Consider the following 25024-nt stretch of genomic DNA (forward strand, 5'->3'; position numbering starts at 1 on the left):
CCTAGAGAGGTGAAAAGATGAAAAAAATATTGGTACTGGGCAGTTTGAACATGGACTTGGTAACAAGAGTGCACATAACACCAAAAGTGGGCGAGACTTTACTTGGAGAAGGCTTAGAACAGATTCCCGGTGGTAAAGGCGCCAATCAAGCGGTTGCCATCGGAAAGTTGGGTGGACAGGTTGCTATGCTTGGCCGTGTGGGTATGGATGGTTTTGGTGAAGTTTTGATGAAAAACCTATCGGCAAACGGTGTTGAGGCATATCTGACCCAAGCGGTTCAAGGTCCACCTACAGGGGTTGCCTTGATCATGGTGAATGATAGTGGTGATAATTCTATTGTCGTTATTCCGGGCGCGAACTTTGCACTGAATAAAGAAGATCTGACACCGGCGATGTTTGAAGGATGTGACTACCTCTTAGCACAACTGGAAACGCCTATAGAAACTATTGAGACAGCTTTTGCGATGGCAAAAGCACAAGGACTTTACACCATTTTAAATCCGGCACCGGCCAGAACGTTGTCCAAACAATTAATCGAACGGACCGATTTATTAGTACCTAATGAAACAGAATTTGCTACACTGACAGGTATACAACCGGATTCAGAGGCCCATATCAAGGAAGGTGCAAGTCTGCTTTTTGAAATCGGGGTTAAAGAGATCATCATTACTTTAGGTGAAGATGGGGCGTGCCATATAGACACTTCGGGTAACCTACATTATGTTAAAGGTCATAAGGTAAAAGCCGTTGATACAACAGGTGCAGGTGATAGCTTCATAGGAGGTTTATTATACGGTATGGCTCAAGGTGAGGATGTAAAAAAAGCTATGAATAGGGCTGTTATTGTTGGTGCTCTTACAGTTACCAAGTTAGGTGCTCAATCCTCACTGCCAACATTAAAAGAGGTAGAAGACTATGTAGGAGGTCTTAAATGAAAAAAGGTATATTAATAAATGCAGATATTGTAGAAGTGATAGCAAAAATGGGGCACATGGATGAGATTGTAATTGGTGATGCCGGACTTCCGATTCCGGAAGGTGTTAGACGGATCGATATCGCTCTTAAAGCCGGAACCCCTGGCTTTATGGAGACGTTGGAAACCTTGATGTCAGAATTTGTTTGTGAAGCTGTTACACTTGCTGAAGAGATTCAGACCATCAACCCGACAATTGAATTGGAACTTAAGTCTTTACTAAAAGATATACCCATAACTTACATAAGTCATGAGGATTTTAAGAAGCAAACAAAGACAGCAAAGGCCGTCATTCGTACAGGGGAATGTAGCCCCTATGCGAATATAATCCTAAGATCCGGTGTATTTTTCTAAAGGAGCTAAAATGAATAATCCTATACTAAAAATGGAAAATATCAGTAAGACTTTCCCAGGTGTTAAAGCCTTAGATGGCGTTCATTTAAATGTTTATGAAGGTAGAGTCATGGCACTTCTTGGAGAAAATGGCGCCGGCAAGTCCACGCTCATGAAGATACTATCCGGTGTCTACGAGCGGAGTGAAGGTGATGTCTATTATATGGGCCAGCCGGTAACCTTCAAAAATGTTAAGGAATCCCAAGATGTCGGCATAGCCATCATACACCAGGAGTTGAACCTGGTAGATGAGCTTAGCATAGCAGAAAACATTTTTCTTGGAAGAGAACCCAAAAAAGGTCTTGGTGCCATTGATCGTAAAAAAATGGTGACCGATGCTAGGGCTTTACTTGAGCGTCTTAATCTTGTTGAGGACCCTAACAAATCTATGAAAAAGTTACCCATTGGTAAAAAACAGATGGTAGAAATAGCTAAGGCTTTGTCTCTGGATGCTAAGTTGATTATCATGGATGAGCCGACAGATGCTCTGACAGATAAGGAAACAGAAAGTCTATTTAAAGTCATTCGAACACTTAGAGATCAAGGTAAGAGCATTGTTTATATATCCCATAGATTAAAGGAAATATTTGAAATCTGTGATGATATAACCATATTAAGAGACGGTCGATTTGTAGCTGAAAAGAAGGTCTCTGAAATGGATGAAAATGCATTGATTGAAATGATGGTAGGTAGAAAATTAGAAGAACAGTATCCCTACATCAAAGATCATCAAGGCGAACTTTTACTTGAAGTGGAAGGTCTTGGAAATGATCATGTTCATGATATCGCCTTTAACCTTTATGCCGGTGAGATACTGGGTGTATCCGGCCTTATGGGAGCCGGACGTACAGAACTTGCCAAAACTCTATATGGTGCGTATCCGATTAAAAGCGGTGCTATGAAACTTTCCGGTAATAAGATTATACCCAAATCAGAAGCTTCTGTTATCAAAGCAGGACTAACCTATGTATCAGAAGACCGTAAAAAAGACGGCCTAGTACTGAGCATGTCTGTTAAAGAAAATATATCTTTATCAGCGATGAACCGTATTACCAGACATCATGTTATAAGAAAAAGTGAGGAGCTTGGGTTGATACGGGATTTTATCCGTCAGCTGTCGATTAAGACCCCTACGGAAGCACAAAAAGTCAAGAACTTAAGTGGTGGTAATCAGCAAAAGGTGAGCATCGCCAAAAGCTTAATGACAAGACCGAAGGTGCTGGTTCTGGATGAACCCACGAGAGGCGTGGATGTCGGTGCCAAGAAGGAAATCTACGACCTAATGAATCAGTTTAAGAAAGAGGGTATGGGTATATTGATGATATCTTCTGAAATACCGGAGCTCCTTGGTATGTGTGATCGCATCCTTGTGATGCATGAAGGCACCGTACAAGGCATACTAACCAGAGCTGAGGCCACACAAGAGAACATCATGCGTTACGCTGTCGGATTAGAAGGAGGCAAGTCATGAAACAAGAGTATAAAGAAAACCTAAGACGCTTTCAATCTGTTTTCGGGTTGTTGTTTTTCACCATCGTTATTTCATTATTAAGTGACCGATTCCTTACAGGATCCAACATATTTAATGTGCTTAGGCAGACTTCTATTAATGCAATCATAGCAGCAGGTATGACTTTCGTTATTCTAACCGGTGGGATTGACCTGTCCGTTGGCTCCACTTTTGCTTTCTCAGGCGCCATCGGTGCTTATCTGATTGGCACGGGCCAACCGGTGATGGTTGCGGTGGCTGGAGCTTTATCCATAGGCCTGTTGATTGGGATGGCCAATGGTTTCATCATTGCCCATTGGAATCTTCAACCCTTTATCGTAACCCTGGCCACCATGACCATCTTTAGAGGTGCCACCTTGGTTTTTACAGACGGAAAACCAATTGGTACCGGCTATGAAGGCAGTGCAGCAATATTTGCCAAAATCGGTGGCGGTTATACTTTTGGTATTCCCAATCCCATACTGATTATGATTGTACTTTTTGGGTTGGCGTATTACATCTTAAAACATATGAGTATGGGGCGATATATCTATGCAACAGGTGGCAACCAGGAAGCGACCAAGCTCTCCGGAGTCAGTATTAAAAAGGTCAAGGTATTCGTATATGGTATTAGTGGCTTGTTTGCAGCCATATCGGGTATGATCATCACTTCAAGACTTTCCTCAGCACAGCCGACAGCTGGTACAGGTTATGAGCTGGATGCCATAGCTGCCGTTGTACTTGGCGGTACATCATTGGCTGGTGGGGTTGGATCTATATTAGGTACAGTAATAGGCGCACTCATCATTGGGATCTTAAACAACGCACTGAATCTGTTGAACGTGTCATCATATTATCAACAGCTGGCAAAAGGCTTGGTCATACTGATCGCTGTGTTGTTAGATCGAAAAGAAAAATAATAGGGAGGAAACAAAATGAAAAAGGTATTGGTAGTATTATTAACAATGGTAATGGTAGTAAGTTTGTTGGCGGCATGTGGTAAGAAAGAAGAAGAAATGACTGGTGGCGGTGAAAAAGTAGGCTTAATCGTATCGACCCTTAACAATCCATTCTTTGTTACACTAAAAGAAGGTGCCGAAGCAAAAGCAACAGAACTAGGTATGGAATTGGTGGTTTTGGATTCACAAAACGATCCGGCAAAAGAATTGGCGAATATGGAAGATCTATTGACCCAAGGGGTTAGTGTGATTCTCATTAACCCAACGGATTCAGATGCTGTTGTCGGTGCTATTGCTATGGCCAATGAAAAAGACATACCGGTAATAACGCTAGACCGTGGTGCCAATGGCGGAGAAGTTGTAACCCACATTGCATCCGATAACGTAGCAGGTGGTGTTATGGCTGGCGAGTACATTGCTGAATTACTTGGTGGCAGTGGCAATGTGGTTGAACTTGAAGGTATTGCCGGAACCAGTGCGGCAAGAGATAGAGGTCAAGGCTTTAATGATGCCATAGGTACAACAGACATTGAAGTTGTAGCCAAGCAAGTAGCGGACTTTGACCGTACAAAAGGATTATCTGTTATGGAAAACATCCTTCAAGCTCAACCGGAGATTGATGCTGTCTTTGCACACAATGATGAAATGGCACTGGGTGCACTAACAGCGGTAGAAGCATCCGGAAGAGATATCTTAATTGTTGGCTTTGATGCTACAGATGATGCGGTCAAAGCCGTTGAAGAAGGTAAGCTTGCAGCGACTGTGGCACAACAACCGGCTATGATTGGTAGTCTGGGCGTGGAAGCGGCTTCAGATGTACTCGAAGGTGTGACTTTAGAAGCTTTTGTTCCGGTACCTCTTAAACTTGTTACAGGTGAAGGTTCTGTTCCAGTGGATACTATGACCGGTAACGGTGAAAAAGTAGGCTTAATCGTTTCCACACTTAACAACCCATTCTTTGTAACATTAAAAGAAGGTGCAGAAGCTGCAGCGGCAGATATGAACCTTGAATTGATTGTGTTGGATTCACAAAATGATCCGGCAAAAGAACTGGCGAACATGGAAGATCTATTGACCCAAGGGGTTAGTGTGATTCTCATTAACCCAACGGATTCAGATGCTGTTGTCGGTGCGATTGGATTGGCAAATGGAAGTGGTATACCGGTAATAACGCTAGACCGTGGTGCTAATGGTGGAGAAGTTGTAACCCACATTGCATCCGACAACGTAGCAGGTGGCCTTATGGCAGGCGAGTACATTGCTGAATTACTTGGTGGCAGTGGCAATGTGGTAGAACTTGAAGGTATTGCCGGAACCAGTGCGGCAAGAGATAGAGGTCAAGGCTTTAATGATGCTATAAGCACAACAGATATTGAAGTTGTAGCCAAGCAAGTAGCGGATTTTGACCGTACAAAAGGATTATCTGTTATGGAAAACATCCTTCAAGCTCAACCGGAGATTGATGCCGTCTTTGCACACAATGATGAAATGGCCCTAGGTGCTCTAACAGCGGTAGAAGCATCCGGAAGAGATATCTTAATTGTTGGCTTTGATGCTACAGATGATGCGGTCAAAGCCGTTGAAGAAGGCAAACTTGCAGCGACTGTAGCGCAACAACCGGCTATGATTGGTAGCCTGGGTGTAGAAGCAGCTCTCAAATCCATTCAGGGTGAAAGTCTAGATGCCTATGTACCCGTTGATCTGATGCTGGTCAAATAGTTCTCTAGACTAGAAGGTTATGGCTTAATAAATATATTAAATAAGAAGGAAGATTGTCTTAAACTGGGACATCTTCCTTCTTTCTAAGTTCCAACGCGTATAAATTAGCATATTTACAAAAATGTCATAATTTAGCCATATAACTATGGTACTATAACTATGGACTTTGGTATTTTTAGACAATAAAGTCCTAGTTTAGTCCCATAAAAGCTCAATAAAGTCCTATGAAATTCTTTACAAAGAATAGGTTCTGTGCTATTATGAAATAAGTTATTACAGAAATGTTACAAAACTATGGAGGCTAACCATGAATGGGGTTCTTAAATATAAAGAGAATTTCTTTCTTAGGTATAAGAAGGAAATCGCACTGACTTTAGGCGCAGTGCTTACTTTTTCCGCTGTGGTCAGATATGCACCAAGTGATGCAGCACAAAGTGGGGCTATACACGCACGAAATACAAATAGTCAATCAGTCGAAGAACAACTTGTAGAGAATGGGTATAAAGTCCTAATAGATGGGGTTGAACTTGGCGTTGTCAAAAATAAAGATGATGGTCAGGCAGCTACCAATCAAGCGGTTGAAATGGTCATTGCAAAACTGGGATACAATCCTGAAGTCGAACCGGTATTGACCTTTGAAGCCAATTACACTAATGAAAAAAACTACATAGCATCTGAAGAATTAGCGACGACAATTGCAAGTCAGGTGATAGATAATCTGGATCGGCACAAGGTCATGGCTTATGTGATGAAAATAGGCGATGATTTTACTGTTGCGGTTAAAAATGAAGAAGACATCAAAAAAGTGTTGTTGAAAGCTCAAAGTATATATGTAAATACGGATATGGCACTGGATATCAGTTTGGCAAAAGATGTTCATAACGGTTTAATTATTAAGCCTCAAGTTATTATGCTAAAGGAAGAAGATTCGGCAAGAACATTTACAGCGAGCGGAATTGAAGAGGATTCGACGACAACACAAGAACCAACGGAAGAAGCGCCAAAAGATGCAACCAAAGAAGGTGTCACCGTAGATGTCGACTTTGCAGAATCGGTTATGGCTGTAGAAGCGTATGTCTTTGAAGACGAGGTTCTGTCCGTTGATGAAGCGACGGCATTGATTACTAAGGAAAATGAAGAAGCGAAGTTGTATACGGTTGTTTCCGGTGATGCACCATCCACCATCGCAGCCAGTAACAGTATGCCCCTGGATCAGCTTTATGACTTAAACCCTGGGCTTGAAGAAAACACGTTAAACATGAAAATTGGTGACGAACTGGTGGTTATGGTACCGGAACCGGAGTTATCTATTGCAACCAAAGAAGAAGTGGTTTATACAGAATCGATTATAAAGGGTGTGTCCTATGTGGATAATCCTGATGTCTATAAGGGGTCCGATAGTGTGATTGACGCTGGTTATGATGGTGTGTTACAATTGACAGCTGTTGTGTCAAAAGTCAATGGTAAAGAAATAGGCCGTGAAATTACAAATCAAACCATACTAAAAGAAGCGAAAGATAAAGTCGTGTCTAGAGGCACAAAGCCGTTGCCCAAAAAAGGTGCAACTGGCAATTACAAGTATCCATTAACAAACTTTAGAGTGACGTCACCATTTGGTAGAAGATGGGGTGCATTTCATTCAGGTGTTGACTTGTCAGCACCAACAGGTACGACGGTTAGAGCTTCTGATGGTGGAACGGTAACGGTTGCCGGATGGCGTGGCAATTATGGTTACTTAGTAGAAATCGACCATGGTAATGGTATCAGAACACGGTATGGTCACAACAGTAAAATAAACGTTAAGGTCGGTCAAAAGGTTGCCCAATACGAAACCATAGCAAAAGTTGGTAGTACAGGCAGAAGTACAGGACCACACGTTCATTTTGAGATACGGTTTGACGGTGTTGCAGCTAACCCGATGAATTACTTAGAACATTAATCATAGTTAATAATCAGTCATAGATATAGGGCGGTGTCATAAGGCATCTGCCCAAAACAAAAAGCGGTTTACGTAAGTGTTGTGCTAAACCCAGCATTTACGTAAATCGTTTGTTGTGTCATATTGAAGCCTACGAATGCATTTAATTCGTATAGAGACTGGGAGGTCCCGATGGATAAATCAGAAAGTAATAGTTTGAAGAAAAAGTTCTTTATGCACTTAAAAATGAAAACAATGGATATTAAAAAGTTGATCCTTAAAACCTTGGAGTTAAAGACGATCAACTTTAAGACGATCAAGTTTAAGAATATAAATATGAAAAGTTTTAAGTTGAATAAAAAGATGATTAACTGGAAAAGAATCGACTGGAAAAATTTTAAAGCTACTGTAGGTACCATCATGAAAGAACCTAAAAGAGTTATAGCAATAGGTTTTGTAAGTGTTATGCTTATATCCGGTATCGGCATTACACAGAGTCTTGTCATATCCATGGGTTCAGATGTAACCATGGCTTCAGACGATGAAGAAGTCAGTTATGTAGAAGTGATGATGAACAATCAAGTCCTAGGTTATGTACCAAGTGTATCGGTTGGCCAAAACATGGTAGAAGCAGCCAGAGTGAATCTAATCGAACGTATGGGTTATGACCCAGAGCTTACACAAGATATAAAATACATCCCACAACATGGGGAAAAAATGATTTTTACAGATGAGAAAGAACTTTTAGAGATTCTAGAAAATACGATGTACGCAGCAATTGAAGATATTAAAGTTAAAGGTTTTGTCATGAAGATAGGAGACGACTTTACGGTTGCCCTTGAAAGTGAGGAAGCCTTAAAAGCCGTTTTGGAAGGTGCACAAAAAGTATATCTTGAAGATGAGAGCACGGTTAGTGTAGAGATGAAAAAAGACCCACACAACACATTGGTCATGAAGCCTGAAATCAAAGTATTGCAAAAAGAATTAACCGTTGACAGAAACTTTCTAACATCAGCGACCCTAAGTGCTACAGCTGAGAGCGAGGAAAGTGGTAAGGTCTTTGAGTCTGTGGTTAAGGAAATAAGCCTTGAACAACAAATTGTCGTTATAGAAGCTTTTGTTAACGCTGATGAAATCGTAGATGTAGAAACAGCCACTTCGATGATCACTAAGGAAAATGAAAAAGTGAAGACTTATACGGTTCAAACCGGAGATTCACCATCAGTTATCGCCCTATCTAACGGAATGACAACGCGAGAGTTATATGACTTGAATGCCGGTCTTGAGGAAAGAGCCAGTAAGATTCAAATAGGCGAAGAACTCATTGTTATGGTACCTGAGCCTGAGTTGTTTGTTTCGTCGGTTGAAGAAGTCGTTTATACAGAAATCATTGACAAGCACAAGGTCTATGTGGATAATCCAAATGCTTATATAGGTACAGACGAAGTCCTTGAACCTGGTGTAGAAGGTGTTCTTGAAGTTCATGCACTTATTAAAAAGTTAAATGGTAAAGAATTTGATAGAGTCATTCTAGAAGAAACGGTTATATCCGAGCCTACAACTGAAAAAATCCTAAGAGGTTCAAAAGCATTACCGATTACAAATGCAACTGGTACTTTTCAAGTACCTATGATAAAATATAGATTGACTTCCAAATTCGGTCCAAGATGGGGCAGAATGCACACAGGTATCGATTTGGCCGGACCAAGAGGAACAGAAATCAAAGCAGCTGATGGCGGACGTGTTATAGCTGCAGGCTGGGATGGCGGTTATGGTTATCGCGTGGTTATAGATCACGGTAATGGCATGACGTCCTTATATGCACATGCTAGTGCAATCTATGTTAAAGTCGGTCAAGATGTCGGGAAATATGAAAGAATCGCAGCCGTTGGTAATACAGGCAATAGTACGGGACCTCATTTACATTTTGAGATTCATGTCAACGGTGTTAGAAAAGACCCTATGAAGTATTTGAAATTCTAATGTATATTGGACGAAATAGTCCTGGAAATGTAGAGGTATAAATATGGCAAAAGTACTGGTCGTGGATGATGAAAAAGCAATCGTCGACATACTCAAGTTTAACCTTGAAAGAGAAGGCTTTGCTGTTGTGACGGCAGCAGATGGTGAAGAAGGCATACGCATGTTCCACAAGGAGCAGCCGGATTTGATTTTGTTGGATATTATGATGCCTAAAATAGATGGATTACAAGCCTGTAAAACAATTAGAACGGAATCGAATGTACCGATTATCATGTTAACAGCAAGAGCGGAAGAAGTTGACAAGGTGTTGGGCTTAGAATTCGGTGCCGATGACTATGTAACAAAGCCATTCGGTGTACGAGAGTTAATTGCTAGAGTCAAATCTAACATAAGACGCACATCGATGGATTATGATCATACAAAGAATGCACAGATTATTCATGTAAGCAACATGACCATAAACGTGGATAAGTATGAAGTCAGCAAAGATGAGGTTGTTATTGACTTGACCGTGCGAGAATATGAGTTACTCAAATTCTTAGCAACACAAAAGAACCAGATTTTTACAAGAGAACAATTGCTCGAAAAAGTTTGGGGCTATGAGTACTACGGAGATGTAAGAACGGTGGATGTTACCATTCGAAGATTAAGAGAAAAAGTAGAAGACGACCCTAGTAAACCCGGATTCATCCTAACAAAAAGAGGCATTGGCTATTATTTTAAAGGCTAGAGAGCATGAGTAGGTTCAAAGTCTAGTGAAAGTTGGAAATACAATGAGTATAAGCATACGATGGCGTTTGGTACTTATGTATGTACTTATGGTTGTTATTGTCATGATGGTCAGTGGTACGATGATCGTACTCTTGGTAAGAAGTAATGAAATGGAGTCGGTTCAAGAGAGTATCCAATTAGCGGTTGAGGCCATTAAGACAACAGCCTTTGAAGATGTGGATATAGATGATATTGAAGATGTCAAATTAAAGCTGTCAGATGTTTACGAAAAATATGCAGCACTCTACAAAGGGAAAAGAGTTTTCTTATTGGACAGAACCTCTAGAGTTGTATTACCTCTTAGTGATGCAGCAAAGGGTCTCAGCTTCCCCACCCATCAAGTTATGGGGGCGATTGAAGACGGACAACATGAGACTTATGATAAGAACCGAAGATTACCGGGTGACGACAGAAAATACATAGGATATGCAGAGAATATTAAAGGCAGCGACGGCAGAGTGGTTTATGTGGTCTATGTCTTAGGCGAAACAACATCTGTCACCAACAGCATTGAGAAGACCATCATGGTCATCATCTCGGCTGCTGCGGTGGCTATTTTGATTGCTATTGTACTGGGTTTTATCTTTTCGGATTTCTTGACCAAGCCAATTACTGCTTTGACCGTCAAGGCTAGGGATATGGCCAGAGGGCAATTGGATAAACCCATTAAAGTTTATGCCAATGACGAGATTGGTCAATTGACAAAGAATTTTAATCGAATGGCAAAATCATTGAATGAAACCCTTAACGAAATTACAAGTGAGAAAAATAAGCTGGAAATTGTTTTTAAGCATATGACGGACGGTATCTTGGTCTTTGATAAAATCGGTGTTATGATTCATTCCAATCCGGCATCTATTGACATGTTGAAATTAGATAGACAAATCAGTTTCCAAGAAGTCTTTAACCCTTACTTGGAGGTCAGTTATAATGATCTGAAGAATATGGTTCAAGAAGAAACGATACTTCATGTTGTTATTGTGGAAAACAGATATTACAGTGTTTACTTTGCCAAATTCTTAGATCAACACAATGAGGCGGTTGGTCTTATTTGTGTCATACAAGATATAACAGAGCACAAGAAGTTAGAAGAGATGCAAAAGGAGTTTGTTGCCAATGTATCTCATGAACTTAGAACCCCACTTACTACGATTAAAAGCTATACAGAGACCTTGCTTGAAGGTGCATTAGAAGATTCGGATATTGCTGTTAGGTTCCTAGAGGTTATTAATCATGAAAGTGATCGAATGACCGCCTTGGTTCAAGACCTTCTTGAATTGTCCAAGTTGGATAATAAACAAATTAAATTTGCTATGAACGATATTAACTTAGAAAACATATTAGAAGACAGTATCAATAAATATCGCATTCATTCTGAGAAAAAAAATCAGAGTCTCATTTACCATAAGCCGAACAATACTTTTAGAACTATTGGAGATGTTAATCGTATTGAACAAGTCATTAAGAATATCATATCGAATGCGGTTAAATATAGTCCAGAAGGTGCCATCATTGAAATATCTATAGAAGATCAAAACAAGTATGTTAAGGTATCTATAGCCGACAATGGTATGGGTATTAGCAAAGATGATCTAAAAAGAATTTTTGAAAGATTTTACCGCGTGGATAAAGCCAGATCCAGGGAAATGGGTGGAACAGGGCTGGGTCTTGCTATTGCCAAAGAGATTATGGAATATCATGGCGGTAAGATATTGGTTGATTCTGAGGTTGGTGTTGGTACGACCTTCGAACTCTACTTTCTTAATAAACAGTCATAGTTATAATACTAAATAATAGGAACTGTTAGCCAAACGTTATGGATTTGTAATCATTGTGTAATGTAGAGCCTGTATAATCCTAGTATGGATGGTTACGTTCATCCTCTAGAAATAAGTACGAATAAGAAGGTGGTGAAGCATATGCTTAAGCAATTTATAAGAAGTTGTATTCTGTTTACCGTATTGATGGCATTAAGTTCATTTGCAGCCTATGCTGAACCTATAGATGCCGATAAAGTAGTGTTTGGAACTTTTCTTAACACTTTCAACCTAACGGAACAAAATGTTGAGTATGTAAATAATAAATTAGATGGCACAATGACAATGCAAGAGTTGAGCACAGTAGGAACTTTGAAAATAAGCAATGGCTTTAGTCGACAAGTTTTTTCTACTTTTGCAAGTGATAAGAGTATTGTCGGTCAGGGTCAGCCGGGTTCTGTTGTAGGACTCATGGTCTATACCGTAAATGATAATAAACAAAAGGTAATTGAAAGCCACGCAATCAAAACACTAGGTGCGTCAGGCATGTTCAGTGAAACCATTAATTACGCACCCAGTCGCACCCAATATCTTGTGATTGCTGTAAAAGATAATAATGGCATTACAAGAAGGATTTTTGAAATCACGACAAAGGCTATGGAAACCAAATTAATGCTTGAGAATATTGAGATCAGGTTTGTCAGTGAAGAAAAACAGCCGAATACATCTGTAGAATCGATGTATGACTGGCTTAAATTGAAGAGCAATATTGAGTTTTAATAAAAGCACTGTAAGGATACTTTCGAGGTTATAATGATGAAAGCAGCCGTTAGCACCATTAAAATTGTAATACTTATAACACTAATTGTCACCAGTGTATATCAGACAAGTAGGTTATGGTTTGACGATCAATCAGACCCTAACCTTTTTTATCGCGTTTTCTCATCTTCTGCCTTAGAGAACTTAGAGGCTATGAGAGATGCAGGCAATCTTATAACACCTAAGCAATTAGGTGTATACTTGGGCCAACCTAATCTTGAATATACGGTTGTAAAAAAAGGTGTCACCTATTATGAAAGCCTTAGAAATGAGTCCATTAAGATATTAACGATGGGCCTTAACAAGGATTATTATATCGGTACCGTTGAGAACTTAGAGTTACTCTGGGGCAATCAGCATACCAGTATGCATCTAGATTTCCCTTTGGAAAAGGCTACTTTCGCTACAAATCTTGGTATTTCAATAAATGCTCTTAACAGTATAGAATCTGTGGAGACCATCATAATTATGCCTGCCTTTAGAAATGAAATCTGGCTTAATATTTTCTTGGAGGACCACGTGACGGGTTTTTATCATCACTATCAGGTACCAAAAACTGAGGTTACAATCTCTAATGATTCATTGGCATACCAGTTGTCAAGTGTAATCGCCATTGGCAATAAAACATCTTTTATTTCCACACTCAAAAACAACATACCCTATTATAGCAAACATATTTTATTACCCTTACCTTCAGAAGATAATAGGTACCATGATCCGATATTTATGCGGATACCTTATGTATCAAGTGGCGTCATTAATATTAATGATTTAAATGGCTATGTGAGTTTATATTTTGATAATCCTGATATAATGAAAGCTATACCTCTTGAAGATGAGGTGCGCTATGTGGACGGCAATGTGGTGGTTCGTTATAATACAGAAGGATTATTAGAGTATAATCGTATTGTTAAGGAAAATACCGGTCCGACAAGTCTGACCCTTGCACTCACTGTCGCCAATCAATTTATTGAGCAAGATATCCAAAGGATGCCTACAGAGTATTTTTTGAAGACTTATGTTCAGGAAGGTCAAAGAACGGTGTTTTATTATGATGTTGGCTTCAATGATTATCCTTTTGTATTGACAGAAGAAGTAAGAGAAAAATACGGAATGTCACATGCTATGGAAGTTACTGTTAGTGGCGATAAAGTCATTAGGTATCGAAGAATAATAAGACAAATTGATGAAATGAATCCTCAGAACAAGACTTTACAAGCCAAGTATGAAGATGTTCTTGATAAAGTCATCGTTGAAGTGGGTACCTTGGATGTTGAGATTGAAGAAATGTATCTTGGTTACAGCTGGCATATGGATTTGATGGAAATGTCACTTAATTGGGTTGTTCAATACGATGGTAACCCTCATTTTTATCCTGTGGAATAGAGGTGTTTCTATGAACATGCAAAAAATGCTAAATGGCTTCATCATGATTTTTCTAATTATAAATCTGGGTTTATTTTTATTTATTTATCAAAGAGATGTATCCAGACATACGCTTTCTGGTGAACGTATCGATCAATTAGAGCGCATTCTAGAAAAGAACGATATATATTTATTAGATCATTTACCGGATTTTCATCCCAAAAGTAAGTTGAGAGTATCCATGCCGGTTGATATAGAGAAGGAATTGGTTGAAGTTTTTTTTCAAAATGAAGAAGTACGGTTTACAATATCCGCTAATGCCCATACCCACGAAACAGCTGTGGAACGCCTTACCTTTGACCAAGTCAACGAGAAAGGTAGGGTTTTTTATGGAAGCAATGAACCGACGTTTGTCCCTAAAAACTTACTGGGGCATGAAAAATTAAAATCGGCCAACGACTTTGTTGATAAGATGACCCTAGGAAAAGGTAAGTATGAACTTACGGATCAACGGGATGGGGATGTTTTCTCAATCTACTACTATAATGAACGGTTTTTAGGAGAACTTATTTTTTCTAATGAGACAGTTGTACGCATGGAAGAGAAAGGCATTACCGAGGCTAGAGCCATAAGGTATGTACCTCAAGGTTTTGTCGGCAATCCCTTAGAGCTTTTTCCTGCTGATGAAGCATTGTATAAGTTTATGAGTTACATCAGGGCTTTTGAAGATACCACCCTTACGATTACAGACTTTGATCTTGGCTATGCAATTGGGCAAAGCCCACTTGAAAACGTCATATGGATGGAAATCGAGCCTTACTATAGAATTAAGTTAAGTACAGGCCAAACCTATTTTATCAATGCCTATACCAATGAAATATACAGACCATAAATTATCATAAATCATTATCTAAGAGGTGGTTTTGCTATGTATGTCCTTGCCATAGATTGTGGCACACAAAGTCTAAAAGCGGTGGTTTTCGACCAAACAGGCAAAACCCTAGCAATTGAAAAAATTGAGTTTGAGCCCTACTATGCTCATAAAGCGGGGTATGCGGAACAAGACCCGGAAATATATTATGAAAGTCTTTGTCGGGCTACTCAAAGTCTGATCAAAGCACATCCCATTTTTATGACTTCTATAAAAGGCATTACCATAACGACGCAACGGGATATGGCTATTTGTGTGGATGAAAGGGGTGTGGCACTAAGACCTGCTATTATTTGGGCAGATCAACGCATGATTGATGAACCTAGAAAAATGGCACTCCATCATCGCTTGGCTTTTTTTATCATAGGCATGAAGCCTACAACAGATATTCTGAGTCGTAGTTGTAAGGCTCACTGGATACAGGATCATGAACCGATAGTATGGAGGAAAACCTATAAATATCTTCAGTTGTCGGCATACTTAAACCATAAGTTGACAGGTCTTTTTATTGACTCGGTTGCCAGTCAGATTGGTCATATTCCCTTTAGCTATAAGCACTTTCGTTGGGAGAAAAAACATAGCCTAAAACATGATATTTTTCATATAGAAGATGATAAACTATGTGACTTGGTAGGGTCATCAGAGACCATAGGTAGCTTGACAATTAAGGCAGCAAAGGAAACAGGCTTACCACCAAAACTTAGCGTCATTGCAGCAGGTTCTGACAAAGGATGTGAAACCCTTGGTGTGGGTTGTATCGATAACGAAAGCATATCCATTTCCTTAGGCTCTCAAGCGAGTGTTCAAACAACAACAAGAAAATATTATGAAGCACTAACCTTTATACCGCCTTTTCAAGCGGTTATGCCCGGTTACTATAATCCGGAGATACAAATATATAGAGGGTATTGGATGATTTCTTGGTTTAAGAAGGAGTTTGCAGCTAAAGAAGTAAAGTTGGCAAAGGAGCTGGGTGTTTCGCCGGAAGAGCTACTGGATAAAGCTTTAGATAAGATTCCGCCGGGCGCAGATGGGTTGGTATTACAACCCTACTGGGGTGCAGGTGTAAAAATGCATGACGCCAAAGGTGCAATCCTGGGTTTTTCGGATGTTCATACCCGCTTACATATTTATCGTGCTATCATTGAAGGTATTGGCTTTGCATTATATGAAGGTATGCAGCGCATAGAGAAAAAATCAAAAATCAAGGTAAATAAGATTATGATTTCAGGTGGTGGCTCACAAAGCGATGTTATTTGTCAGATTACAGCCAACATCTTTAATCTACCGGTCAATAGAGTCCAGACCTATGAGACTTCTGCTCTTGGTGCGGCTATAGCCGGTTTTGTGGGATTGAAGGTTTATGCAGATTATGAGGAAGCAATTCTACATATGGTCCATCATCAAGATGAATTTTTACCTCAAAAAGATCAAGTTGACCTCTATGAAAAAATTTTCCATAGAATTTATAAAAAAATCTACAAAAGGGTTAAGCCGATTTATAAAAGCTTTGATGAATTGTAACAAGTTCATTTCCTGAACAATTTACTGCTAAATCCGAGAAACCCCTTGAAATATGGGCTTTTTTATACGATTATTTTTACAAATGAAATAAGCTATGTTATACTATATAGGATTATATTTGAAATATTATGAGAGCGTAAATAGATGGTTACGTATACTTTTGACACATTAACCATAGATAAGAGGTGTATTATGAATCAATTTTTAATAAAAGGCGGTAAGCCACTAAGTGGTGAAGTCGCTGTGAGCGGTGCCAAAAATGCCGCTCTTGGTATATTGCCTGCAGCATTATTATCTCGCGATATATGTAGGATAGAGAATGTGCCATGTGTCAATGACATCACTGTATTACTTGAAGCTATGGAAGATCTTGGTGTTAAAATCAAGTTTGAAGATAATAATCATACTGTGATTATGGATTGTCGAAATATCAAAAAACTCACTGTGGATTACGAGCACATCAAAAAAATCAGAGCTTCTTATTATTTGCTAGGTGCTCTTCTTGGAGCATATAACAAATCAGAGGTGGCGTTACCAGGTGGTTGCAACATAGGTAGCCGCCCAATTGATCAACACATCAAAGGGTTCGAAGCTCTTGGAGCAGTTGTAGATATTGAGCACGGTATGATAAAAGTTAAAGCCCATAGTCTGGTTGGTGTCACCATCTACTTGGACATGGCCAGTGTTGGTGCTACCATCAACATCATGATGGCTGCGGTTATGGCAGAAGGGGTTACTCATATTGAAAACCCGGCAAAAGAGCCACATATCGTTGATGTTGCCAATTTTTTAAACAGTATGGGTGCGAATATAAAAGGCGCAGGTACGGATGTGATTAAGGTTACCGGCGTTAAAAAAATGCACGGAACAGAGTATATGATTATTCCGGACCAGATTGAAGCAGGCACTTATATGGTTGCAAGCGCTATTACAGGTGGTGATGTCACCGTTACCAATCTGATTCCGAAGCATATGGAAGCTGTTGTTGCTAAGTTGAATGAAATGGGCGTTGGTGTAGAAGAGTTTGATGACGCTATTCGAGTTTACAAAAAAGATAATTTGAAAAACATTCAGGTTAAAACCTTACCATATCCGGGTTTTCCAACAGATATGCAACCCCAGTTTACGGCTTTGTTGGCCGTTGCAGAGGGTATGAGCATTATGACAGAAAGTATATTTGAAAACAGATTCACCTATACCAGTGATTTGTCCAGAATGGGGGCATCGATAAAGGTAGAAGGTAATACAGCTATTGTAAGCGGTGGTGGTGAGTTAACCGGAGCGGAAGTGAGCGCACCGGACCTAAGAGCGGGTGCCGCGTTGGTACTAGCAGGTCTTGCAGCCAAGGGAGAAACTTTGATTAACAATATCCATTATATTGACAGGGGCTATGAGCATTTTGAAGATAAGCTTAGAGGCCTTGGTGGCGAGATTTATCGAATCAGTGAAAATACCAGTAAAGAAGCGTTTAAAGTGGTTTAGTTACGAACTAAATAATAAATTAAATAATAATAAAAAAAGAACAAGTTGACTGACAATCAACTTGTTCTTTTTGCAGTTTTTGATTAGAAAACCGTGTTGCTTATTGTGGTTTTGGTGAATCTACTGGACAAACATCTGCACAAGCACCACAATCGATACATTCGTTAGCGTCGATAACATAAATACCATCGCCTTCGGTAATGCAATTTACTGGACACTCAGATTCACAAGCGCCACATGAGATACAATCATCATTAATAAAATATGCCATTTCAAGCACCTCCATATTAGTTGTGAGTATATGTATAAAATTACATGGTTACTCATTCTAGACTTACTACCTAATTGTAAACCAAATGTTTCAGTGTGTAAAGACCTTTATGTTAAGTAGTGACAACATTTAGGTTATGTTTTTTTAAAATAGCCATCGCTTCAATCATTTGCAGTTTGGTCGGCTCGTCAACGTCATGGAGCCGATAGGTTTCACCAAGCGCCTCCCATTTGTATTCGCCCATCTTATGAAAAGGTAATAGTTCTATTTTTTCAATATTATTGTACTGACTTAAATGAAGGGCTAAGGCTTCTATAGCCTCAGGTTGATCCGTAAGGCCCGGTACCAATACATAACGAATCCAGACAGGCTTGCCCAGTTCTCCCAGATAGTTCAGAAAATCCATTGTAGGTTGCAACTTGGCACCGGTAATAAACTCATACTGCTTAGGGTCTGAATGCTTGATATCAAGTAAAACCAGATCGACTTCGTCAATGACTTTTTTGGCATAATCATTAAAGATATATCCGGAAGTGTCAATGGCTGTATGTATACCTTCGCGCTTGCATGCCATAATGAGTTCATAGACAAATTCAACTTGGAGTAAAGGTTCACCTCCGGTTAGGGTAACACCACCATTTGAAAAACGCATAAAAGACTTGTATTTAACGATTTCTTTCATAAGACTTTCAACGGTCATATCTGTCCCGTCACCAATCTTCCAAGTGTCAGGATTGTGGCAGTATTGGCACCGCAAAGGACATCCTTGAAGAAAAAGTACAAATCGGATGCCGGGTCCATCAACGGTACCACAGCTTTCAATAGAGTGTATTTTACCGTGCTTCAATAGTTTCGCCTCCTATTTATAAAAATCTATGCACGCTCGTGGAAGGTTCTGTGTATAACATCAAGTTGTTGTTCACGGGTGAGCTTGACAAAATTAACAGCATAGCCGGAAACTCTGATTGTCAATTGAGGATATTCTTCAGGGTGGTCCATGGCATCAAGCAGGGTTTCTTTATCAAAAACATTCACATTAATATGATGTCCCCCGTCATAGAAATAACCATCCAGCATACCGACCAGATTATTAACTTGTTGCGTCTTGTCTTTACCAAGGGCTCTTGGCACGATGGAAAAAGTATAACTGATGCCGTCTTCTGCTTGGTCATAAGGTAGCTTAGCAACAGAAGACATGGAAGCTATGGCACCATGGTGATCTCGGCCATGCATAGGATTGGCGCCTGGTGCAAAAGGTTCACCGACTTTACGACCATCAGGTGTTGAACCGGTCATCTTACCGTAAACCACGTTGGAAGTGATGGTTAGAATAGACATAGTGGGTGTGGAATCTCGGTATGTTTTGTGGCGTCTTAACTTGGTCATAAACTGCTCAACCACATCTTTGGCTATTTGATCCACGGCATCATCGTTGTTTCCGAATGCCGGATAGCTACCGGGTTCGACTTCATAATCAATAGCAAGTCCATCTTCGTTACGTATGATTTTTACTTTTGAGTATTTTATCGCTGAAAGTGAGTCAGCCACAACGGATAGACCGGCAATACCGCAAGCGGATGTACGATGCACGTCACGGTCATGTAAAGCCAGTTGAAGCTTTTCATAAGCATATTTATCATGCATATAATGGATGATATTTAAGGTGTTGATATAGAGTTGAGATAACCAGTCCATAACTAGGTCGAACCTAGGCATAACGTCTTCGTAGGTCAGTATATCGCCGGTAATGGGTGCAAAAAGTGGGGCGATTTGTAAGCCTGTTTTTTCATCTTTGCCCCCATTGATAGCATAGAGTAAAGCCTTAGCTAAGTTGGCACGAGCACCAAAAAATTGCATTTGTTTACCTAGGCGCATGGCAGAAACACAGCAAGCAATACCATAATCGTCACCGTATTTCGGACGCATAAGATCGTCGTTTTCATACTGAATGGAACTGGTATCTATGGACACCTTACTCACATACTTTTTAAAGGCTTCAGGAAGGCGATTGGACCATAATATTGTAAGGTTAGGCTCTGGCGCAGCACCTAAGGTATAGAGCGTATTTAACATACGATAGGACGTCTTAGATACCAGAGTACGGCCATCAACACCGACACCGCCGATGACTTCTGTTACCCAAGTAGGGTCACCGGAGAAAAGTTCATTATAAGCCGGTGTTCTAAGAAAACGTACCATTCTAAGTTTCATGACAAAATGGTCTATGAGTTCCTGGGCACCTTTTTCATCTAGAAGCCCATTTTTGATATCCTGCTCAATATAGATGTCAAAGAAAGTTGAAACGCGACCAAGACTCATAGCTGCGCCATCTTGTTCTTTAATAGCTGCCAGATAGCCAAAATAAGTCCATTGTATTGCTTCTTTAGCAGTTGTTGCAGGTTGACTGATATCAAAACCATAGGTCTTTGCCATTTCTTTTACAGCGCCAAGTGCACGGATTTGTTCGGAGAGTTCTTCTCGTAATTTGATAACGGAAGCGTCCATATAATCCATTTCCAATTCTATTTTTTCTTTCTTTTTCATGTGGATTAGAAAATCAATACCATAGAGAGCAACACGACGATAGTCACCAATGATTCGACCTCTACCATAAGCATCGGGTAAACCGGTGATGATACCGGATCGTCTCGCATCTCTCATAGCTTCTGTATAAGCGTCAAAAACCCCTGCATTATGAGTCTTACGATATTCTGTAAAGATTTTTTCGGTTTCAGGATCCAGTTCATAACCATAAGCGGTTAGAGCATCTTTGACAACTTTGACGCCACCATAAGGCATAATACCTCTTTTTAATGGATGATCCGTTTGAAAACCAACTATGGTTTCCAAGGATTGGTCAATGTAGCCAGGACCGTGAGATGTGATGGAAGAAGGTATTTTGCTCTCAGCATCTAAGATACCTTTAGTGGATTCTTCCGCAAAGAGTGCTATGACTTTTTGCCAAAGTAGGGTAGTGTTACCTGTAGGTCCTACCAAGAATTTCTCATCACCTTCATAAGGTATGTGGTTTTGTTGTATGAAATCACGAACATCTACAGATGTTTGCCAAGTTCCATTTTCAAAGTTTTTCCAAGCTTCATTCATGTTAACCTCCAAAGGGTCAGTTAGGTTTATTTCTAAGTTAATTATAACACAAAACAAATAATATTCGAGACACAAAAGAAAATGAGTCCCATAATCATTATAAATGTATACTGTATACACGTCAAGTGTTTTTGGTTATTTTCTTAGAGGTAGTAAACAATTATGTAGAATCGTTTGTATGTATGTTGATTTTTTGATAAAATCATATTACTTGATTATAGATAGGGAGAAACACAGTATGGCAATCTACCAAGATGTGAAAAAAGAATTAATCCATAGAATGAAGGAAGGTATTTATAAAGCAGGGGAAAAAATTCCTTCCGAAAGAGATTTGTGCCTAGAATTCAAAGTCAGTCGGATGACCATTCGACAGGCTTTATCAGAACTTGTAGCTGAAGGTGTTTTGTACAAAACTATAGGGCGTGGCACATTTGTATCATCACCCAGTCTATACCAAGAGAACTTAAAAAGTTTCACACACACACTGATTGGTCAAGGTATGGTACCTTCAACAAAAATCATTGAGGTTGCTACGATCTCACAGCTTAAAAAAATCAGCCATTGGCTGAATGTAGATCAGACGGACCCTTTTTATAAGGTTAAACGGTTGAGACTAGGCGATGGTGTGCCCATCGCACTAGAAACCATTTATATACCAAAAAAATATGCACAAGGACTTCTTAAGCATGACTTAACAACTTCTCTATATAAGTTACTTGAAAAAGAATATGGTTATGATTTGACCCATATCACCTGTGATATAGAAGCCAATATATCAAGTAGAATTATTATGGAGGCCATGAACTTACAGCAGCAAACGGCTTTATTAAAAATAACAGGCATTACCTACGCTCAAAATGACTTGAAGCTGTTTTATGAAGAATCTTACTACAGATCACAACTCTATAAATATCACGTAGACATCCTCAATAGGCCTTAGAGAAAGTCTATATATTTACGATCTGTTTTTTGTATGTGATGAATGAGCCAATCACTAAGAAAAAGGAATATTTCTTCATTAAGGTCTGAAGTCTGTTCGGAGATGTCATCTTTGAACTTGGTTATATCTTCTATGAACTTTTTATGTTCTTTGACGTGTTCTTCATAGTATGGGTAATTGGCGGCTCTCATGAGTTTTTCTTCTTCACTAAAATGGAAAATAGAATAGACCTTGAGTTCACTAATGAGTTTGATGGTATTTTCTACAGGCGCTTTGGAGATAATTAAATCATAAGCATCATTGAAAAGCTTCAATAGATTCTTGTGGTGGTCGTCTAGAACAGAGTTCTGTACGCTATAGTCCATTGACCAAGTATAGTTTAGCATTATATCATCCTTTCAAGTTATATGGTCTTTATATTATATCATTTTTTTAGTGTTTTGTACCTACTATTTCCTATGTTATAATAATAAATCAAGGTGATGATACATCGTTTTATCATCATAATTTTGATATAAACATCTTAAAAGAAGGGTGACACAATGAAAAAAGAAGAGATTATTGAAGTTCTTAGTGAGGTTAGCCTCTTTAGAACCATGACAGCGGATTGCATCCTGCTTAACTTGAATAAAATGAATTATTTCCTAAAAACATTTGACAAGAATGAAGTCATAGCTAGGGAAGGCGATGATTGCAACCAGATTGGGATTGTTCTGTCAGGGAGCCTAGAACTTAGAAAAGAGTTTCCAGCCGGACACTATATGACACTGACGTATCTGGATAGAGGCCATATTTTTGGAGAAGTCATTGTTTTTTCAAATATATCTAAGTATCCTGCCACCATTATAACGACACTTAAAACAGAAGTTCTGTATATTCATAGGGAAGACATCATTCAATTGATGGAAGGGTGCGAGTCCATTCTCAAAAACTTTGTATCTGTGATATCGAATAAAGTAGTGATGCTGAATAAGAAGACATCCATACTGTCCTTTAAAACCATCGAGGAAAAAGTAGCCAGCTATATATTAGAAGAGTATAAAGCTAGGCAACAGATGACCTTTAACATACCTCTTAGTAGGAAGGAGTTGGCAGGTTATTTAAACGTACCAAGACCTTCCTTGTCAAGAACTATGGGAAAAATGAAGACAGAAGGGATTATTGATTTTTATCAGAATACGGTCAAGATTTTGGACATTCAAGCTCTGGAAGATTGTCTCTTTAAGATCTAATACCTTAAAAGAAGAGATCTCTTTCCCCATCTTCGATGGCTTTTAGACGTAAAATTGTGGTTTGTTTCATCTTTTCGCTTGGAATTTTCTCGATGTGAATTTTTATGGTTGCTTCGCCGAGTGCCTTTAGATCCTCATCTGCATAATCTTCCAGATATTCTTTTAAGGTGAGCAGTGCATTGGGTTGGCACAGATTATGGATCTGGCCACTTTTTGCAACCTGCATAAATCGATCCCCTGTTCTACCGGCGCGGTAACAAGCAGTACAATAACTTGGTAAGAAACCTTTTTCAAGTAGCGATTGTATGATCTCATGTTGAGGGCGTTCATCAGCAAGTTGAAATTGACTGGCCATTTTCTCTTCATCGGTATAACCGCCTACGTCTGTTTTGGAACCAGCACTGATTTGTGAAACGCCAATATGGATCACTTCTTCTCTAAAACTGGCTTCTTCCCTTGTTGAGAGGATGATGCCGGTATAGGGAACGGCTAATCTTATAATAGCGACCAAACGCTTAAAAGCGTCATCATCAACAGCATAGGGATAAGCTTCAACCGCAACATCCATGGCTTTTTTGATACGTGGTACGGACATAGTATGGGGTCCGACACCGAAAACTTCTTCAAGGTGTTCTTTATGCATCATCATACCTAAAAGTTCATATTTGTAATCATACAAACCAAAAAGTGCACCAATACCAACATCATCAATACCGCCTTCCATCGCACGATCCATGGCAGTTAGGTGGTATTCGTAGTTGGATTTTGGTCCCTTTGGATGGTACTTCTTATAGGTGGGTTGGTGGTAGGTCTCTTGAAATAGGATGTAGGTACCAATATCGGCAGCTTTGAGTCGCTTGTAGTTTTCTACAGTTGTTGCAGCCACATTGACATTGATACGTCTTATGGCACCATTGTCACTTTTGGTCTTGTAGATAACATCCATAGCATGAAGGACATAGTCCAAATCACAGTTGATAGGATCTTCTCCTGCTTCTAGTGCAATTCTTTTATGACCCATGGCTTCAATCTTCAAGGCTTCACTTGCGATTTCCTGATCGGTCAGTTTACGTCTTGCTATGGTGTTGGTTTGTTTATATCCACAGTAGGTGCAGCCATTCACACAATAGTTAGATATATACAATGGTGCAAACATAACGATACGATCCCCATATATGGTATTTTTGATGTGATTGGCACAAGCAAACATCTCATCTAACAGGTCCTGATCTTCAAATTGCAAAAGAGCAGCAACATCTTCAAGGGTCAAACCGACACAAGTTTTAGCTTTTTCTATGATGGCACGTATATCTTCCTTACTGTGTTTGTAACCTGCTTCTAGTAATGCCGTGATTTTTTGGTCATCTATAAAATTCTGCATTTGAAATCCTCC

General features: G+C 39.5%; 21 protein-coding genes. 16 read left to right on the forward strand and 5 right to left on the reverse strand.

Translation table 11 applies throughout. The features are described from left to right. Positions 1-17 precede the first annotated feature (17 nt). The 14 genes from rbsK (at position 18) to PATL70BA_RS10170 (ending at position 18083) form a co-directional block, all read left to right on the forward strand. The gene (rbsK, locus tag PATL70BA_RS10100) at positions 18-935 is read left to right on the forward strand and encodes a ribokinase (RefSeq protein ID WP_125137240.1); all 918 of its coding nucleotides are present in this window, start codon (positions 18-20) and stop codon (positions 933-935) included. Beyond that, the gene (gene rbsD / locus PATL70BA_RS10105; protein ID WP_125137241.1) at positions 932-1327 is read left to right on the forward strand and encodes a D-ribose pyranase; all 396 of its coding nucleotides are present in this window, start codon (positions 932-934) and stop codon (positions 1325-1327) included. The genes rbsK and rbsD overlap by 4 nt, the downstream gene beginning before the upstream one ends. A 10-nt stretch (positions 1328-1337) precedes the next feature. Continuing rightward, a complete protein-coding gene (gene rbsA / locus PATL70BA_RS10110; RefSeq protein ID WP_125137242.1) occupies positions 1338-2837 on the forward strand; it encodes a ribose ABC transporter ATP-binding protein RbsA in 1500 nt (499 codons plus the stop codon). After that, complete coding sequence (rbsC, locus tag PATL70BA_RS10115; protein ID WP_125137243.1) at positions 2834-3775, forward strand: ribose ABC transporter permease; 942 nt, start codon at positions 2834-2836, stop codon at positions 3773-3775. The genes rbsA and rbsC overlap by 4 nt, the downstream gene beginning before the upstream one ends. 15 nt (positions 3776-3790) lie before the next feature. After that, positions 3791-5533: a ribose ABC transporter substrate-binding protein RbsB gene (gene rbsB / locus PATL70BA_RS16930; RefSeq protein ID WP_330509847.1), complete on the forward strand. Its 1743-nt coding sequence runs from the start codon at positions 3791-3793 to the stop codon at positions 5531-5533. 307 nt (positions 5534-5840) lie between these two features. Next, the gene (locus PATL70BA_RS10130; RefSeq protein WP_125137244.1) at positions 5841-7472 is read left to right on the forward strand and encodes a M23 family metallopeptidase; all 1632 of its coding nucleotides are present in this window, start codon (positions 5841-5843) and stop codon (positions 7470-7472) included. Positions 7473-7643: 171 nt separating this feature from the next. Further along, positions 7644-9434 carry a M23 family metallopeptidase gene (locus PATL70BA_RS10135; protein WP_125137245.1) on the forward strand — a complete coding sequence of 597 codons (1791 nt, stop codon included), beginning with the start codon at positions 7644-7646 and terminating at the stop codon, positions 9432-9434. A 43-nt stretch (positions 9435-9477) separates the two neighbouring features. Beyond that, positions 9478-10164 (forward strand): response regulator, encoded by a 687-nt coding sequence (locus PATL70BA_RS10140; protein WP_197715754.1) that lies wholly within the window; start codon positions 9478-9480, stop codon positions 10162-10164. Positions 10165-10189: 25 nt separating this feature from the next. Beyond that, positions 10190-11983, forward strand: coding sequence for an ATP-binding protein (locus PATL70BA_RS10145; RefSeq protein ID WP_172596198.1), 1794 nt, complete (start codon positions 10190-10192; stop codon positions 11981-11983). An 84-nt stretch (positions 11984-12067) separates the two neighbouring features. After that, positions 12068-12742 carry a hypothetical protein gene (locus tag PATL70BA_RS10150; RefSeq protein ID WP_172596199.1) on the forward strand — a complete coding sequence of 225 codons (675 nt, stop codon included), beginning with the start codon at positions 12068-12070 and terminating at the stop codon, positions 12740-12742. A gap of 33 nt (positions 12743-12775) precedes the next feature. Next, positions 12776-14167 (forward strand): hypothetical protein, encoded by a 1392-nt coding sequence (locus PATL70BA_RS10155; RefSeq protein ID WP_125137249.1) that lies wholly within the window; start codon positions 12776-12778, stop codon positions 14165-14167. Positions 14168-14177: 10 nt separating this feature from the next. Next, complete coding sequence (locus PATL70BA_RS10160) at positions 14178-15038, forward strand: hypothetical protein (RefSeq protein ID WP_125137250.1); 861 nt, start codon at positions 14178-14180, stop codon at positions 15036-15038. A 36-nt stretch (positions 15039-15074) separates the two neighbouring features. After that, positions 15075-16601: an FGGY-family carbohydrate kinase gene (locus PATL70BA_RS10165; protein WP_125137251.1), complete on the forward strand. Its 1527-nt coding sequence runs from the start codon at positions 15075-15077 to the stop codon at positions 16599-16601. 192 nt (positions 16602-16793) lie between these two features. Beyond that, the gene (locus PATL70BA_RS10170) at positions 16794-18083 is read left to right on the forward strand and encodes a UDP-N-acetylglucosamine 1-carboxyvinyltransferase (RefSeq protein ID WP_125137252.1); all 1290 of its coding nucleotides are present in this window, start codon (positions 16794-16796) and stop codon (positions 18081-18083) included. Between the two features lie 100 nt (positions 18084-18183). Here PATL70BA_RS10170 and PATL70BA_RS10175 read toward each other — a convergent pair whose 3' ends face one another. The 3 genes from PATL70BA_RS10175 to pflB all read right to left on the reverse strand — a co-directional run bounded on the left by PATL70BA_RS10175 (position 18184) and on the right by pflB (position 21459). Then, positions 18184-18354, reverse strand: coding sequence for a DUF362 domain-containing protein (locus PATL70BA_RS10175; protein ID WP_125137253.1), 171 nt, complete (start codon positions 18352-18354; stop codon positions 18184-18186). 112 nt (positions 18355-18466) lie between these two features. Further along, entirely contained in the window at positions 18467-19201 is a 735-nt protein-coding gene (gene pflA / locus PATL70BA_RS10180) for a pyruvate formate-lyase-activating protein (protein WP_125137254.1), read from the reverse strand. Between the two features lie 26 nt (positions 19202-19227). After that, positions 19228-21459, reverse strand: a complete 2232-nt coding sequence (gene pflB / locus PATL70BA_RS10185; RefSeq protein WP_125137255.1) for a formate C-acetyltransferase — start codon at positions 21457-21459, stop codon at positions 19228-19230. Positions 21460-21697: 238 nt separating this feature from the next. Between pflB and PATL70BA_RS10190 the strand changes: the two genes are divergently transcribed. Beyond that, positions 21698-22399, forward strand: a complete 702-nt coding sequence (locus PATL70BA_RS10190; protein WP_172596200.1) for a GntR family transcriptional regulator — start codon at positions 21698-21700, stop codon at positions 22397-22399. Here PATL70BA_RS10190 and PATL70BA_RS10195 read toward each other — a convergent pair. Continuing rightward, positions 22396-22785, reverse strand: coding sequence for a bacteriohemerythrin (locus PATL70BA_RS10195; RefSeq protein ID WP_125137257.1), 390 nt, complete (start codon positions 22783-22785; stop codon positions 22396-22398). The two genes, PATL70BA_RS10190 and PATL70BA_RS10195, sit on opposite strands and share 4 nt — an antisense overlap. A 156-nt stretch (positions 22786-22941) precedes the next feature. Here PATL70BA_RS10195 and PATL70BA_RS10200 point away from each other — a divergent pair, with 156 nt between their 5' ends. Continuing rightward, the gene (locus tag PATL70BA_RS10200) at positions 22942-23631 is read left to right on the forward strand and encodes a Crp/Fnr family transcriptional regulator (protein ID WP_125137258.1); all 690 of its coding nucleotides are present in this window, start codon (positions 22942-22944) and stop codon (positions 23629-23631) included. A 4-nt stretch (positions 23632-23635) separates the two neighbouring features. Here the strand turns inward: PATL70BA_RS10200 and hydG are convergent, their stop codons facing one another. Beyond that, positions 23636-25012 carry a [FeFe] hydrogenase H-cluster radical SAM maturase HydG gene (hydG, locus tag PATL70BA_RS10205; RefSeq protein ID WP_125137259.1) on the reverse strand — a complete coding sequence of 459 codons (1377 nt, stop codon included), beginning with the start codon at positions 25010-25012 and terminating at the stop codon, positions 23636-23638. Positions 25013-25024: the final 12 nt, after the last annotated feature.

It is taken from the genome of Petrocella atlantisensis (assembly GCF_900538275.1).
GTDB lineage: Bacteria > Bacillota > Clostridia > Lachnospirales > Vallitaleaceae > Petrocella > Petrocella atlantisensis.